10 protein-coding genes are annotated in these 15,587 nt (G+C 69.8%); 3 read left to right on the top strand and 7 right to left on the bottom strand.

Annotated elements, in window-relative coordinates; all coding sequences use genetic code 11:
• Window positions 1–106: 106 nt before the first annotated feature.
• Complete coding sequence (hemW, locus tag ABT004_RS23335) at window positions 107–1,339, bottom strand: radical SAM family heme chaperone HemW (protein WP_351340105.1); 1,233 nt, start codon at window positions 1,337–1,339, stop codon at window positions 107–109.
• Window positions 1,340–1,411: 72 nt separating this feature from the next.
• A complete protein-coding gene (locus ABT004_RS23330; RefSeq protein ID WP_351340102.1) occupies window positions 1,412–3,367 on the bottom strand; it encodes a SpoIIE family protein phosphatase in 1,956 nt (651 codons plus the stop codon).
• A 102-nt stretch (window positions 3,368–3,469) separates the two neighbouring features.
• On the opposite strand from ABT004_RS23330, the gene ABT004_RS23325 reads away from it, so the two are divergent.
• Complete coding sequence (locus ABT004_RS23325; protein ID WP_351340099.1) at window positions 3,470–7,606, top strand: HAMP domain-containing protein; 4,137 nt, start codon at window positions 3,470–3,472, stop codon at window positions 7,604–7,606.
• 12 nt (window positions 7,607–7,618) lie between these two features.
• Window positions 7,619–8,197, top strand: coding sequence for a response regulator (locus ABT004_RS23320; RefSeq protein WP_351340097.1), 579 nt, complete (start codon window positions 7,619–7,621; stop codon window positions 8,195–8,197).
• Window positions 8,198–8,419: 222 nt separating this feature from the next.
• Here ABT004_RS23320 and ABT004_RS23315 read toward each other — a convergent pair whose 3' ends face one another.
• Together ABT004_RS23315 and lepA are read right to left on the bottom strand one after the other, a co-directional pair.
• The gene (locus ABT004_RS23315) at window positions 8,420–10,309 is read right to left on the bottom strand and encodes an AMP-dependent synthetase/ligase (protein ID WP_351340094.1); all 1,890 of its coding nucleotides are present in this window, start codon (window positions 10,307–10,309) and stop codon (window positions 8,420–8,422) included.
• Between the two features lie 255 nt (window positions 10,310–10,564).
• The gene (gene lepA, locus ABT004_RS23310; RefSeq protein ID WP_351340091.1) at window positions 10,565–12,436 is read right to left on the bottom strand and encodes a translation elongation factor 4; all 1,872 of its coding nucleotides are present in this window, start codon (window positions 12,434–12,436) and stop codon (window positions 10,565–10,567) included.
• 233 nt (window positions 12,437–12,669) lie between these two features.
• Here lepA and rpsT point away from each other — a divergent pair, with 233 nt between their 5' ends.
• A complete protein-coding gene (gene rpsT / locus ABT004_RS23305; protein ID WP_351340089.1) occupies window positions 12,670–12,936 on the top strand; it encodes a 30S ribosomal protein S20 in 267 nt (88 codons plus the stop codon).
• Window positions 12,937–13,227: 291 nt separating this feature from the next.
• Here the strand turns inward: rpsT and holA are convergent, their stop codons facing one another.
• The 3 genes from holA to ABT004_RS23290 form a co-directional block, all read right to left on the bottom strand.
• On the bottom strand, window positions 13,228–14,214 hold the full coding sequence (gene holA / locus ABT004_RS23300) for a DNA polymerase III subunit delta (protein ID WP_351340086.1): 987 nt from the start codon (window positions 14,212–14,214) through the stop codon (window positions 13,228–13,230).
• A 126-nt stretch (window positions 14,215–14,340) separates the two neighbouring features.
• Window positions 14,341–14,586: a hypothetical protein gene (locus ABT004_RS23295; protein WP_351340083.1), complete on the bottom strand. Its 246-nt coding sequence runs from the start codon at window positions 14,584–14,586 to the stop codon at window positions 14,341–14,343.
• Window positions 14,587–14,628: 42 nt separating this feature from the next.
• Window positions 14,629–15,441: a YceI family protein gene (locus tag ABT004_RS23290; RefSeq protein WP_351340080.1), complete on the bottom strand. Its 813-nt coding sequence runs from the start codon at window positions 15,439–15,441 to the stop codon at window positions 14,629–14,631.
• Window positions 15,442–15,587: the final 146 nt, after the last annotated feature.

Below are 15,587 nucleotides of genomic sequence, written 5' to 3'. Positions count from 1 at the left end.
GCCGGCGGGACTTGATGATTCAAGCCCCGCCGGCGATTGAGGCGATCTTTCAAGCCCCTGCGGCGATTGAGCAGCGGGGTCCGGGGCGGCGCCCCGTGGCGTGGGCTCAGTCGACCAGGTCGCGGACCACCGCGTCCGCCAGCAACCGCCCGCGCAGCGTCAGCACCGCACGCCCCCGGTCGAACGGCTCCCGCTCCAGCAACCCGTCCCGCAGAGCGCCTCGCGCGGCCGCGAGCCCATCCGCCCGAAGCAGCTCCAACGGGCAACCGTCACGGAGCCGTAGCTCGAGAAGGATCCGCTCGACGCGGCGGTCCTCCTCCGCCAACACCTCACGCCCCGCCCCGGGCGACCGCCCCTCCGCCAGCGTCGCCGCATACGCCCCCGGGTGCTTGACGTTCCACCACCGCACCCCGCCCACGTGCGAGTGCGCGCCGGGCCCGGCCCCCCACCAGTCGGCCCCGCGCCAGTACAGCTCGTTGTGGAGGCAGCGCCCGGCCTCTGACGTCGCCCAGTTCGACACCTCGTACCAGTCGAACCCGGCCGCGCCGAGGACTTCGTCGGCGATCAGGTAGCGGTCCGCGTGCACGTCGTCGTCGGTCATCGGCACCTCGCCGCGCCGGATCCGCCGCGCGAGCTGCGTGCCCTCCTCGACGATCAGGGCGTACGCGCTGACGTGGTCGGGCCCGGCCCCGAGCGCCGCGTCCAGCGTGGCCCGCCAGTCGTCGTCCGTCTCGCCCGGCGTGCCGTAGATGAGGTCGAGGTTGACGTGGTCGAAGCCCGCCGCCCGCGCCTCCGCCACACATGCCTCGGGCCGCCCCGGCGTATGCGTACGGTCGAGGACCTTCAGGACGTGCTGCCGGGCGCTCTGCATACCGAACGAGATCCGGTTGAAGCCGCCGGCCCGCAGCTCCGCCAGGTACGCCGGGTCCACAGACTCCGGGTTCGCCTCGGTCGTGATCTCCGCGTCGTCCGCGAGCCCGAACTCGTCGCGGACCACGGCCAGCATCCGTACGAGGTCGGCGGCGGGCAGCAGCGTGGGCGTGCCGCCTCCGACGAAGACGGTGCGGACCGGACGCGGGTCGTCTCCGAGGACCTTGCGCGCGAGGCGCACCTCGTCGGCGAGCGTCTGCGCGTAGTTGTCACGGGACGCGAGTACGCCGCCCGTGCCGCGCAACTCAGTGGCCGTGTACGTGTTGAAGTCGCAGTAGCCGCAGCGCGTGGCGCAGTACGGGACGTGCAGGTAGAAGCCGAGGGGTCGGGACCCGGCCCCGGCGAGGGCGGACGCGGGCAGCGAACCGTCGTCGGGCACGGGCTCACCATCGGGAAGTGCGGAAGGCATGCCCCCATTGTCCCGCCTCGCGGGAACTTCCTGAGCGCACCCGCACCGACCCGTGCTCCCGCTCCTCCCGCCTCACTGCGCCTGGAGCACCAGCAGCGCCAGGTCGTCGTCCGGCGGGCTGTCGCCGAAGGCGTGCACGAGCCGCCGGATCCGCTCCGCGAGCAGCGGCGCCGTCAGGCCCGCGCACCCGGCGAGCGCCTGCGCGAGCCCGTCGCCGTCGTCGAACTGGAGGGCCCCGCGGCGCCGCTCCGTCACCCCGTCGGTGACGCCCAGGAGCGTGTCCCCCGTGCCCATCACGAACGTTTCGCTCGTGTAGTCCGGGTCGTCGACGACGCCGAGCAGCATCTGCGGCGTGGCCGCGGCGACGACCTCGCCGCCGGGCCGCATGAGCAGCGGCAGCGGATGCCCGGCGGAGGCGAGGGTGCAGAGCACGCCGTCCTCGGTGGGGGTCAGCTCGCCGTAGAGGAGCGACAGGAAGCGGGCGGTGGAGCCCTCCGGTGGCACGCCGCGGCCGTCGGCCGCGGCGAGCGCGCGGGCCGCGGCGTCGGAGGCCTCGGTCGCGTCGTCGAGCAGCAGCCGGTTGAGCCGGTCGAGGACCTGCGAGACCTGGTACTCCTCGCGGGCCAGGAGCCGCAGCCAGGGGCGTACGAGCCCGATGACGACGGCGGCCTCGGGGCCCTTTCCCTGGACGTCGCCGAGCGCGAAGCACCAGCGTCCGGCGCCGGCCGGGAACACGTCGTAGAAGTCGCCGCCGGGGCCGCCTGCCTCCTTCGGCTCGTACACGAGGGCGCTCTTCACGCCGGGGATCTCGGCGATGGACGTGGGCAGCAGGCCGCGCTGCAGGATGCGGCTGATGGTGGCCTGCCGGGTGAAGCGGCGGGCCGCGCTGACGGCGAGGGCGACGCGCCGGCTGAAGTCCTCGACGAGCCCGGTGACCTCGTCGGGGAATCGGTGCAGTCCGGCCCGTCCGATCAGCAGGATGCCGAGCGCGCGGCCGCCCGCGGAGAGCCGGTAGGCGACCGCCGCGCCGGTGTCCTGGGTGACCGGGCCGCCCTGCCCGTCGAAGGGCCAGGGCACGGGGACGGCGCCGGAGAGGCGGTCGGGCAGCCGCGGGGGTTCCTTCTCCAGGAGTCCGCGGAGCTCTTCGGTGCGGCGTTCGTGGGTGTGCCAGACGCGGGCGAGCCGGGGCAGCTGCACCGGTCCCGCGCCCAGCTCGTCGTGTTCGACAACGCCCGGCAGGCCGCGCCCCTCCTCCTCGTAGAACCAGATGGCGCACCAGTCGGCGAGCCGTGGGACGAGGAGCTGGCCGACGAGCGCGGCGACCATGTCCTCGTCGAGCTGGCCGGCGAGCAGGTCGGAGGCCTCGGCGAGGAAGGAGAGCGCGCCGCGGTTGATCCAGTCCTGGTCCTGGGGGGCGCGCCGGGACGCGGGCGCCAGGATCTCCGCGGCGCGCAGGCCCCTCTGCAGGCTGCGCATGCGGGCCGGGGTGTCGGGAATCTCCGCGGCGGCCGGCGGGGCGTCGGCGGGGACGCGCGCCCAGACGGTCTTGGTGCCGTGCCCGTAGGTGATGCCCCACAACTCGGCGAGGGAGGCGACGAGTTGGAGGCCGCGGCCGTACTCTGGGGTCTCCGGTGAGCGGAAGCCGCGGTCGTTGCGGACGGCGCGGGCCGGGTGTCGGTCGGTGACCTCGACGACGAGTCCGGCGGTGACGCTGCCGTCCGGGGCGGCGTCCTCCAGGCGGCACAGGAGGTCGACTCCGGTGCCGGCGTGCACGACGGCGTTGGTGACGAGTTCGCTGAGTACGACGGTCGCGTCGTCCATGAGGCGTCCGTCGAGGGTGAGAGCCACCGAGAGCTCGGGCAGTTCGGTCCAGTCGGCGAAGGCGGCACGCAGGAACCGGCGGGCGGCAGCGGGCGCGAGCGGGTTTCCGGGCAGCGACGTGCGCGCGACGATCGGCTCCCCGGTCGGCTGCTCGGGCGCGTCCGGGGCGCCAAGAGCGCTCTCCCGCTGGATCGGAATGGAACCCACGTTTCGGCTCCTGAGTAGTTGTGGCAAAGACGCCTCAGGCGACACCGACAGAGTGACAGACTGACCACGCCCATAAGCGCGGAGTTACCTAAGTAGGCCGCTATGAGTGAGAACAGTGGTATGCGTGCACCTCAGAAGGGCTACGGTGACGAAGCCATCCGTGCGAGCGATCTCCGGCCTCTGCTGGCGGCGCTGACGGCCGCCCGGGACGGCACGTTCACGCATGTGCCGATCGCCGCGGACGGGATCGTCGGTGAGCTCGGCGCGACATTCAACCAGCTCGCGGACCGCAGCGTGCACTTCAACGCCGAACTCGCGCGGGTGCGGCGGGAGATCACCCGGCACGGCCGACTCGACGAGCGCCTGGAGGCGAGCCCGGGGCAGGGTACCTGGGTGACCCGGGTGGGCGACGTCAACACCATCGTCGACGCGCTCGTCGCGCCGACCGCGAACGCCACGCGGGTGCTGGAAGCGGTGGCGGGCGGTGACCTGACGCAGCGCGTGGACCTGCACGACGGCAGTCGCCAACTCCGGGGCGATCTGCGGCGGTTGGGGCGTTCGGTCAACAAGATGGTGGACCAGCTCTCCCTGTTCACCGGCGAGGTGACGCGGGTGGCCCGCGAGGTCGGCACCGAGGGCCGGCTCGGCGGGCGCGCCAAGGTGACGGGCCTGTCCGGGAGTTGGCGCGATGTGACCGAGGCGGTCAACACCATGGCGTCGCGGCTCACGGCGCAGGTGCGGGACATCGCGCTCGTGACGACGGCGGTGGCGCGGGGCGACCTGACGCGCACGGTGACGATCGAGGCGACGGGCGAGCTGCTCGAACTGAAGCTGACCGTGAACACGATGGTCGACCAGCTCTCCGCCTTCGCCGACGAAGTGACACGAGTGGCCCGCGAGGTCGGCACCGAGGGCCAACTCGGCGGCCGCGCCCAGGTCCGCGGCGTATCGGGCGTCTGGAAGGACCTCACCGACAACGTCAACTTCATGGCGTCGAACCTGACCTCCCAGGTCCGCAACATCGCCCAGGTCACGACCGCCGTGGCCGACGGCGACCTGAGCCAGAAGATCACGGTCGACGCCCAGGGCGAGATCCTCGAACTCAAGTCGACGATCAACACCATGGTCGACCAACTCTCCGCGTTCGCCGACGAGGTGACACGGGTGGCCCGCGAGGTGGGTACAGAGGGCCAACTCGGCGGCCGCGCCCAGGTCCGCGGCGTATCCGGGGTCTGGAAGGACCTCACCGACAACGTCAACTTCATGGCCGACAACCTGACGTCGCAGGTGCGCAACATCGCGCTCGTGTCGACCGCGGTGGCGCAGGGCGACCTCGGCAAGAAGATCACCGTCGAGGCGAAGGGCGAGATCCTCGAACTCAAGTCGACGATCAACACCATGGTCGACCAGCTCTCCGCCTTCGCCGACGAGGTCACCCGCGTCGCCCGCGAGGTCGGAACCGAGGGCAACCTCGGCGGCCAGGCCCAGGTGCGGGGCGTGTCCGGGGTCTGGAAGGACCTCACCGACAACGTCAACTTCATGGCGTCGAACCTGACCTCCCAGGTCCGCAACATCGCCCAGGTCACGACCGCCGTGGCCCAGGGCGACCTCGGCAAGAAGATCTCGGTGGACGCGCGCGGCGAGATCCTCGAACTGAAGGACACCGTCAACACGATGGTGGAGCAGTTGCGCGGCTTCGCCGACGAGGTGACCCGCGTGGCCCGCGAGGTCGGCACCGACGGCCGGCTCGGCGGGCGTGCAACCGTCCACGGCGTGTCGGGCGTCTGGAAGGACCTGACCGACAACGTCAACTACATGGCGGACAACCTGACTTCACAAGTGCGGAACATCGCGCAGGTCGCCACCGCCGTCGCCCAGGGCGACCTCTCCAAGAAGATCGATGTGGACGCGCGCGGCGAGATCCTCGAACTGAAGACGACCATCAACACGATGGTCGACACGCTCTCCTCGTTCTCCTCCGAGGTGACCCGCGTGGCCCGCGAGGTGGGCTCCCAGGGCCAGTTGGGCGGCCAGGCGCGGGTCGAGGGCGTGTACGGCACGTGGAAGCGCCTGACGACGAACGTGAACGAGCTGGCGCTGAACCTGACCACGCAGGTCCGCGCCATCGCCGAGGTCGCCTCCGCGGTCACCTCGGGGGACATGTCCCGCTCGATCACGGTCGACGCGCAGGGCGAGGTCGCCGAGCTGAAGGACAACATCAACCTGATGGTGGCCAACCTCCGCGAGACGACCCGCGCGAAGGACTGGCTGGAGTCCAACCTGGCCCGCCTCGCCGCCCTGATGCAGGGCCACCGCGACCTGATGGAGGTCGCCGACCTGATCCTGCGCGAGCTGACACCGCTGGTGAACGCCCAGTACGGCGCCTTCTTCCTCGCGGAGGAGGACGACGACGGCACGCGGCAGCCAACGGCCGTACCCACCAAGGGGCTTGCGTACATCGCCGGGTACGGCTCGGGCTCCGCATCTGTCATCGACACGGGCGGGATGCCGGTCCACGGCCTCGTACGGCAGGCGGCCCTGGAGAAGAAGCGGATCCTGGTGGAGGAGGTGCCGCCGGACTACATCAACATCAACAGCGGGCTCGGCGAGGCGGCGCCCGCCTCGGTCGTGATCATCCCGATCCTCTTCGAGGACAAGCTCCTCGGCCTGATCGAGCTGGCCTCCTTCTCCCGCTTCTCCGACGTCCACCTGGCGTTCTTCGACCAGTTCGTGAACACCATCGGCGTCGCCATCAACACCATCATCGCCAACTCCCGTACGGAGTCCCTGCTCGGCGAGTCCCAGCGCCTCGCCATCCAGCTCCAGGAGCGCTCGAACGAACTCCAGCGCCAGCAGGCGGAGTTGCAGCGCTCGAACGCTCAACTGGAGGAGAAAGCCGCCCTGTTGGCGACCTCCTCGCAGTACAAGTCGGAGTTCCTGGCGAACATGTCGCACGAGCTGCGCACCCCGCTCAACTCCCTGCTCATCCTGGCCCGGCTGCTCTCCGACAACCCGGACGGGCATCTCAACGGCCAGGAGGTCCAGTTCGCGACGACGATCCACCGCTCGGGCTCCGACCTGCTCCAGCTCATCAACGACATCCTCGACCTGTCGAAGATCGAGGCCGGCCGGATGGACGTACGCCCCAAGAAGCTCCCCCTCATCAAGGTCCTCGACTACGTCCACGCGACGTTCCGGCCCATCACCCTCGACCGCGGCCTCGCCTTCGAGGTGTCGGTCGGCGAGGACGTGCCGCGCGAGATGTTCTCCGACGAGCAGCGCCTCCAGCAGATCCTGCGCAACCTCCTGTCGAACGCGATCAAGTTCACCGCACAGGGCCGGGTCGAACTGCGGGTCCGCCTGGTCAAGGCCCCCGAAGGGGCCCAGTCGGCCGAGGGCGACGATCTGCTCGCCTTCGCCGTCACCGACACCGGGATCGGCATCCCGCGCGACAAACTCGCCGTCGTCTTCGAGGCGTTCCAGCAGGCCGACGGCACGACGAACCGCAAATACGGCGGCACGGGCCTCGGCCTGTCCATCAGCCGGGAGATCTCCGCGCTGCTCGGCGGCCACATCGTCGCGGAGAGCGAGCCCGGCGAGGGCTCCACCTTCACGCTGTACGTCCCCGTGCGCTGCCCCGGGCACGAGCCGCCTCCCGGGCAGGAGCCGTCCACCCTGCCGCAGTCGGCCCTCGTACCCGAGCAGGGCTCCCCGACGGACATGTACGCGTCGCAGCAGCCGGAACAGGAGGACAACTGGCCGGCGCCGACGAAGCTGGAGCAGTGGAAGACGGGCAGGCCGGGCCTGGTCCTGCCGGGCCGCCGCGTCCTGATCGTCGACGACGACATCCGCAACGTCTTCGCGCTCACCCACGTACTGGGCCGCGTCGGCATGCCCGTCCTGTACGCGGAGAACGGCCGCGAGGGCATCGAGACCCTGGAGAGCCACCCCGATGTCGAACTCGTCCTGATGGACATCATGATGCCCGAGATGGACGGCTACGAGACGATCTCCGTCATCCGCGGTACGCCACGATGGGCCGGACTGCCCATCGTGGCGCTCACCGCCAAGGCCATGCCCGGCGACCGCGAGAAGTCGATCGCCAAGGGCGCGAACGATTACGTACCGAAACCGGTGGACGTCGACCAGTTGCTGAACGTTGTGTGCGAGCTGCTGGCCCCCGAGGAGGCGGACCCGTCCGCAACCGAGGTCTCCGGTACACCGGCGACCACTGAGTGAGGCACCGTCAACATGACCACTGCAGAGTCCACTTCAGCGGATCGGGCCAGCATCCTCCTTGTCGACGACATGGAGGACAACCTGACCGCACTCGAAGCCGTACTGGGCCCCCTCAACGAGCCGTTGGTCAGGGCCCGTTCGGGAGAGGAGGCGATGAAGGCGCTGCTGCGCAGGCAGTTCGCCGTCGTCCTCCTGGACATCCGGATGCCCGGCATGGACGGCTTCGAGACGGCGACGAACATCAAGCGTCTCGACCAGACGAAGGACGTCCCGATCATCTTCCTGACGGGCACGGAGGCCGACACCGGCTACGCCTTCCGCGGCTACGCGACCGGCGCCGCCGACTACCTGACCAAGCCCTTCGACCCATGGGTGCTGCGCGCGAAGGTGACGGTCTTCCTCGACCTGCACCGCAAGAACCGCCAGCTGCAGCGCCTCCTGGCGCGCGAGCACCAGCAGTTGGACGACCTCGCGGCCCGCATGACGACGATGGAGCGCCTCCTGGCCGAGGACGCGAACCCCGACGTGCGCGAACTGCGCCACGACATCGGGGAGATGAAGGAGACGCTGCGGATGGTGCGCCGGGGTTAGGGCCTGTCCGGCGGATCATGGCGCAGTCGCGGGCTCTGGCACGCCCATCTGCGGCGTTGTCGTCAATCACCATCGCTCCGCGATGCCTCAATCCTCCGCCTTGCAGCTCGACGCACCAGAGCCCGCTTGCCTGCACCGATCGATCGAGGCCACACGCAAGCGCCATGATCCGCCGGACAGGCCCTAGCGCACTTCGACCGCGGCGCCTCCTTCCTCGGGCCGTCAGCCCTCGATGCTCCCGGCGTACATCTCGTCGAGCAGCGCCTTGTACTCCCGCTCCACGACCGGGCGCTTCAGCTTCAGGCTGGGCGTCAGCTCGCCGTGCTCGATGTCGAGGTCGCGCGGCAGGAGCTTGAACTTCTTGATGGTCTGCCAGCGCTGCAGGCCCTCGTTGAGCTCCTTCACGTAGCCCTCGACGAGCTGCACCGTCTGCGGCGCCGCGACGACCTCCTCGTACGAGGAGCCGCTGAGGCCGTTCTCCTTGGCCCACTCCAGGATCGACGGCTCGTCGAGCGAGATGAGCGCCGTGCAAAAGTTCCGGTCGGCGCCGTGCACCAGGATGTTGGAGACGTACGGGCACACGGCCTTGAACTGGCCCTCGACCTCGGCGGGCGCGATGTACTTGCCGCCCGACGTCTTGATGAGGTCCTTCTTGCGGTCGGTGATCCGCAGGTAGCCGTCGTTGGACAGCTCGCCGATGTCGCCGGTGTGGAACCAGCCGTCCGACTCCAGGACCTCGGCGGTCTTGTCGGGCAGCCCGTGGTAGCCCTCCATGATGCCGGGGCCGCGCAGCAGGATCTCGCCGTCGTCCGCGATCCGCACCTCGGTGCCGGGCAGCGGCTTGCCGACGGTGCCGGTGCGGTAGGCCTCACCGGGGTTCACGAACGAGGCGGCGCTGGACTCGGTCAGGCCGTAGCCCTCCAGGATGTGCACGCCCGCGCCGGCGAAGAAGTAGCCGATCTCGGGAGCGAGCGCGGCAGAGCCGGACACACACGCCCGCAACTGCCCGCCGAAGGCCTCCCGCAGCTTGCCGTAGACCAGGCGGTCCGCCGCCTTGTGCTTCGAGGCGAGCTTGAACGGCACGGACGCGACGCCGGTGCGGCGGAAGTTGTCCTGGCTGACCTTCGCGTACTCGCGTGCGACCCCGGCCGCCCACTGGAAGATCTTGTACTTGGCGGAGCCACCGGCCCGCGCCTTCGCGGCGACGCCGTTGTAGACCTTCTCGAAGATGCGCGGTACGGCGGCCATGTACGTCGGCTGCACGATCGGCAGATTCTCGATGATCTTGTCCACGCGGCCGTCGACCGCGGTGACGTGCCCGACCTCGATCTGGCCACTGGTCAGCACCTTGCCGAAGACGTGCGCGAGCGGCAGCCACAGGTACTGCACGTCGTCGCCGCTCACGAGCCCGGTCGCCGCGATGGCCTTCGCCATGTACGACCAGTTGTCGTGCGGTAGCCGGACGCCCTTGGGCCGGCCGGTGGTGCCGGAGGTGTAGATGAGCGTGGCGAGCTGGTCCTTCTCGATCGCCCCGACCCGCTCCGTCACGGCGTCCGGGTTCTTCTCCAGGTACGCGGCGCCGCGCGCCTCCAGGTCCTCCAGGGTGAGCACCCAGCCGTCGGGGTCTGCGGCGTCGGGCTCGACACCCGTCGCGTCGATCACCACGACGTGCCGCAGCTCGGGCAGCTCGGCCCTGCGCGCCCGCGCCTTGGCGAGCTGCGCGGCGTCCTCGGCGACGATGACCTTGGACTCGGAGTCGGACAGGATGAACGCCGACTCCTCCTCGTTGGTCTGCGGGTACACGGTGGTGGTCGCCGCGCCCGCGCACATGATGCCGAGGTCGGCGAGCACCCACTCGACACGGGTCGAGGAGGCGAGCGCCACCCGCTCCTGCGGGCCCACTCCCAGCTCGACGAGGCCCGCGGCGATGGCGTACACGCGCTGCGCGGCCTGCGCCCAGCTCAGCGACTTCCAGTCGTCGGGGCCCGTGCCGGAGGCCGAGGGCACCGGATAGCGGTAGGCCTCCGCGTCCGGCGTCGCCGCCACGCGCTCCAGGAAGAGGTTCGCCACGGAGGGCGGACGGTTCTCGATCAAGGTCTGTGTGTCGCTCACGACGTCCTCCGGGGCCCGCGGCAGTGCGGCTGGTTCAGCGGCTTGTTTAACTGGTGAGTAACCATTGGGCAGTGATCAGGGTAAGGGTCACCGTCCTGGCGCGTAAGGGGCTCCGGCCTCCGACTTCATCGGACTCTCCCCCATCTCCCCCACCCCACACACGGCCCTCACAAAAGCAGCGGGCGCCTGCCCTGAGAAACGGACAGACGCCTCTTGCTTCGTACGATCCTCATGCGCGGGGACCGGCGCGGCGGGTTACTTCTTGCTCTTGGCGCCGCCACTGTCGTCACTGGAGAGCACAGCGATGAAGGCTTCCTGCGGCACCTCGACGGAGCCGACCATCTTCATGCGCTTCTTGCCCTCCTTCTGCTTCTCGAGGAGCTTGCGCTTACGGGAGATGTCACCGCCGTAGCACTTGGCGAGGACGTCCTTGCGGATGGCGCGGATGGTCTCGCGGGAGATGACACGGGAGCCGATGGCGGCCTGGACCGGGATCTCGAAGGCCTGCCGCGGGATGAGCTCCCGCAGCTTGGCCACCAGACGCACGCCGTACGCGTACGCGGCGTCCTTGTGGGTGACGGCGGAGAACGCGTCGACGCGGTCGCCGTGCAGCAGGATGTCGACCTTCACCAGGTCGGAGGCCTGTTCGCCGGTGGGCTCGTAGTCCAGGGACGCGTAACCGCGGGTCTTGGACTTCAACTGGTCGAAGAAATCGAAGACGATCTCGGCGAGGGGGAGGGTGTAGCGGATCTCCACCCGGTCCTCGGAGAGGTAGTCCATGCCGAGCAGGGTGCCGCGACGGGTCTGGCAGAGCTCCATGATCGCGCCGATGAACTCGCTGGGCGCGAGGAGCGTGGCGCGCACGACGGGCTCGAAGACCTTGTCGATCTTGCCCTCGGGGAACTCGCTCGGGTTGGTGACCGTGTGCTCGGTGCCGTCCTCCATGTCCACGCGGTAGACCACGTTGGGGGCGGTGGCGATGAGGTCGAGCCCGAACTCGCGCTCGAGCCGCTCCCGGATCACGTCGAGGTGCAGCAGCCCCAGGAAGCCGACGCGGAAGCCGAAGCCGAGCGCGGCGGAGGTCTCCGGCTCGTAGACCAGAGCGGCGTCGTTCAGCTGCAGCTTGTCGAGGGCCTCGCGCAGGTCCGGGTACTCCGAGCCGTCCAGCGGATAGAGACCCGAGAAGACCATCGGCTTCGGGTCCTTGTAACCGCCGAGGGCCTCGGTGGCGCCCTTGTGCAGGGAGGTGATCGTGTCACCGACCTTGGACTGCCGGACGTCCTTCACGCCGGTGATGATGTAGCCGACCTCGCCGACGCCGATGCCGTCGGCCGGGGTCATCTCGGGGGACGACACACCGATCTCGAGCAGCTCGTGCGTGGCCCCGGTGGACATCATCCGGATCCGCTCACGCTTGTTGAGCTGACCGTCGACGACTCGTACGTACGTCACGACGCCCCGGTAGGAGTCGTAGACCGAGTCGAAGATCATCGCGCGGGCGGGGGCGTCGGCGACGCCGACCGGCGGGGGGATCTCGGCGACGACCTTGTCGAGCAGCGCCTCGACGCCCACGCCGGTCTTCGCGGAGACCTTGAGCACATCGTCGGGGTCGCAGCCGATGAGGTTGGCGAGCTCCTCCGAGAACTTCTCCGGCTGGGCGGCCGGAAGGTCGATCTTGTTGAGCACCGGAACGATCTTGAGGTCGTTCTCCATCGCCAGGTACAGGTTGGCGAGGGTCTGCGCCTCGATGCCCTGGGCGGCGTCGACAAGCAGGACCGTCCCCTCGCACGCGGCGAGCGAGCGGGACACCTCGTACGTGAAGTCCACGTGACCCGGCGTGTCGATCATGTTGAGGACGTGGGTACTGCCCTTGTCGGGCCCCTCCGTCGGGGCCCAGGGCAGCCGCACCGCCTGGGACTTGATCGTGATGCCGCGCTCTCGCTCGATGTCCATCCGGTCGAGATACTGAGCACGCATCTGCCGCTGCTCGACCACCCCGGTCAGCTGGAGCATCCGGTCGGCGAGCGTCGACTTGCCGTGGTCGATGTGCGCGATGATGCAGAAGTTGCGAATCAGAGCCGGGTCGGTGCGGCTCGGCTCGGGCACATTTTTAGGGATCGCGGGCACGCAGGGTCCTGTCTCTTGAGGCCTTCTGCCTCGGGTCGGCCTCGGTTGGGATCAATACGTAGCCTCCATGGTCCCATGAGCGGGGGGCTGCGCCCGGTTTGGGCCGCCCGGATGACGGCTGATACCGTGGGCAGCTGTGTCTCATGCCCTCTAAGCCGAGGCACACACTCAGTGACAATCACCGGTACGGGTCCCTGACCGGCCCCGTGCCTGAACCTGAAAAGGCTCATTTCGTGGCGAACATCAAGTCCCAGATCAAGCGGATCAAGACCAACGAGAAGGCGCGACTGCGCAACAAGACGGTCAAGTCCTCCCTCAAGACCTCGATCCGCAAGGCCCGCGAGGCCGTTGCCGCCGGTGACGTCCAGAAGGCCGTCGAGGCTCAGCGCGCTGCCGCGCGTCAGCTCGACAAGGCCGTCTCCAAGGGCGTTATCCACAAGAACCAGGCCGCCAACAAGAAGTCGGCGCTTGCTTCGAAGGTCGCGTCCATCCAGGCCTGAACCTGACCTGACCTGACCTGATCGACCGTCGGTGGGACCCGGGCGGGCCCTCTCTCTCCGCCCCCGACCGACACCCAAGAGCCCGCACGCGACTGCGTTCGCCACGCGGGTGCGGGCTCACACAGCTTGACCCGAGGCCCCACCCTTTTCAGGGCGGGGCCTTCGGCGTTCCCTGGAGTCTCTTCCTCTTCTCCAGCCCGTCCGGCCATCTCCAGCCCGTCCGGCGTTTGAGGACAAGGGGGTCTGGGGGCGCAGCCCCCAGGGACGGGAAGGGGCGGCGGGGGCGATTCCCTAACGCCCCCGCGCCCGGGCAGCCCGCGCCACGGTCACCACAGCCTTCTCCAGCGCGTACTCCGGGTCGTCCCCCGCCCCCTTCACCCCCGCATCCGCCTCCGCCACCGCCCGAAGCGCCACCGCAACCCCATCCGGCGTCCACCCCCGCATCTGCTGCCGCACCCGATCAATCTTCCACGGCGGCATCCCCAACTCCCGCGCAAGATCCGCCGGCCGCCCCCCACGCGCGGACGACAGCTTCCCGATCGCCCGCACCCCCTGAGCCAACGCACTGGTGATCAGCACCGGCGCCACCCCGGTCGACAACGACCACCGCAGCGCCTCCAGCGCCTCGGCCACCCGCCCCTCCACGGCCCGGTCGGCGACGGTGAAGCTGGACGCCTCGGCCCGCCCCGTGTAATACCGCCCGACAACGGCCTCGTCGATGGTCCCCTCGACGTCGGCGGCGAGCTGCGACACCGCGGACGCCAGCTCCCGCAGATCACTCCCGATGGCATCGACGAGCGTCTGCGACGCCTCACCAGTGGCAGACCGCCCGATCGCCCGGAACTCGGCACGCACGAACGCCAGCCGATCCGCCGCCTTCGTCATCTTGGGGCAGGCGACCTCCCTGGCCCCGGCCTTGCGCGCCGCGTCGAGCAGGCCCTTGCCCTTGGCGCCACCGGCGTGCAGCAGCACCAGCGTGATCTCCTCGGCGGGCGAGCCGATGTACGCCTTCACGTCCTTGACCGTGTCCGCGGACAGGTCCTGCGCATTGCGTACGACGACGACCTTGCGCTCGGCGAACAGCGAGGGACTGGTCAGCTCGTCCAGCGTCCCCGGCTGCAACTGATCAGAGGTCAGGTCCCGGACGTCGGTGTCCGCGTCCATGGCGCGCGCGGCCGCCACGATCTGCTGCACCGCGCGGTCGAGCAGCAGCTCCTCCTGCCCCACCGCGACGGTGAGAGGAGCGAGCGGTTCGTCATTTGCAGTCTTCCTGGCCATCGCGCCAAGCATCCCACGCACCACTGACAAGCCCCCCCATCAAGCCCCTGCGGCGATTGAGCAGCGGGGTCCGGGGCGGAGCCCCGAGTCGTCACCGCGGACGGCCTCACAGCAACGGCAACAGCCCTACGGCTCCTCGCGCCACCCCTCCCACTCCGCCGCGAACTCATCCAGCTCCCCGGCGGCCAGCCGCCCCGTCGCGTCCTCGACGACCAGCAGCCACTGCGCGTCCTCGGCGTCGTCCTCACCGGCCAACGCGTCCCGTACGAGCTGGGGTTCCTCGGCCACCCCGAAGCGCTCCCGGAGCGCCTCCGAGGCCTCCTCCGCGGCGTCCCGGTCGGGCAGCACCAGTACGTGTCTCACATCGCTCACGCCACCATTTTCCGGCACACCGGCGGCGCCGCACGCACGGGGTCAGTCCTTGGGCACGACCTGTATGTCGAGCTCGATGCGGACGCTGGAGCCGACGACGGCGATGCCCCTCGCCAGCATGGTCTGCCAGCTCACGGTGAAGTCGTCGCGGTGCAGCTCCGTGGTCGCCCGGCAGGCGGCCCGGGTCTCGCCCTCCATGCCGGTGCCCACGCCCAGGTAGTCGGCCTCCAGCGTGACCGTCCGGGTCACGCCGTGCAGCGTGAGCGCCCCGGTGATCGCCCAGCGGCCGCCGCCTCTGTGCACGAAGCGGTCGCTGTAGAACTCCAGCGTCGGGAAGCGCTCGACGTCGAGGAAATCGGCGGACCTGAGGTGGTCGTCGCGCATCTTGACGTTCGTGTCGATGGACGAGGCGTCGATGACGACGTGCATCGCGGAGTCCTCGACCCGCTCGGCCACCCGCAGCACACCGGCGAACGTGTTGAACCGGCCGTAGACCCGCGCCATCCCGATGTGCCGCGCCGTGAACCCGATCGAGGAGTGCGTCGGCTCGACCTCCCAGTCCCCCGGCGTCGGCAGCGCCGGAGGCGCGGACACCTGGAGCGTGACGTCACCGAGCGCCGCCTGCTCGCCCTCGGCCACGGTGGCCCCACCGCGGAACGACGCGTACCCCTCGGCCGACACCGCGAGCCGGTAGTCCCCTGCGGGCACCGTCGCCACGAACGAGCCGAACGGACCGACGCCCCCGCTCACCACCTTGCGCCCCATCACATCGTTCACCGAGAACTCGGCGCCGCGCACCGGCTCACCCACGGCATCGATGATCCGGCCACTGAGCACCCCCGCGCCCGGCGGCATCGCCCTCCCCCCGAGAGAACTCGAATCTACTGACCGGTTAGTACGGTTTCTCCGCCGGAAGCCAAACATGTCCCACCCACCCCAGAACGCCTGGACAACTGCCTGAACTGCTGTATTCGACAAGCATTCGATCATCGTGGGCGGTT

The sequence above is a fragment of the Streptomyces sp. NPDC002790 genome (genome assembly GCF_040295505.1).
GTDB lineage: Bacteria > Actinomycetota > Actinomycetes > Streptomycetales > Streptomycetaceae > Streptomyces.
The sequence above is the reverse complement of the archived record's forward strand: the minus strand, read 5'-3'. Positions and strand labels throughout refer to the sequence as shown.

Coding starts and splice junctions, on each gene's coding strand:
- holA (WP_351340086.1), bottom strand. CDS start 14,214: ATGGCCAGGAAGACTGCAAATGACGAACCGCTCGCTCCTCTCACCGTC.
- ABT004_RS23320 (WP_351340097.1), top strand. CDS start 7,619: ATGACCACTGCAGAGTCCACTTCAGCGGATCGGGCCAGCATCCTCCTT.
- hemW (WP_351340105.1), bottom strand. CDS start 1,339: ATGCCTTCCGCACTTCCCGATGGTGAGCCCGTGCCCGACGACGGTTCG.
- ABT004_RS23290 (WP_351340080.1), bottom strand. CDS start 15,441: ATGCCGCCGGGCGCGGGGGTGCTCAGTGGCCGGATCATCGATGCCGTG.
- ABT004_RS23325 (WP_351340099.1), top strand. CDS start 3,470: ATGAGTGAGAACAGTGGTATGCGTGCACCTCAGAAGGGCTACGGTGAC.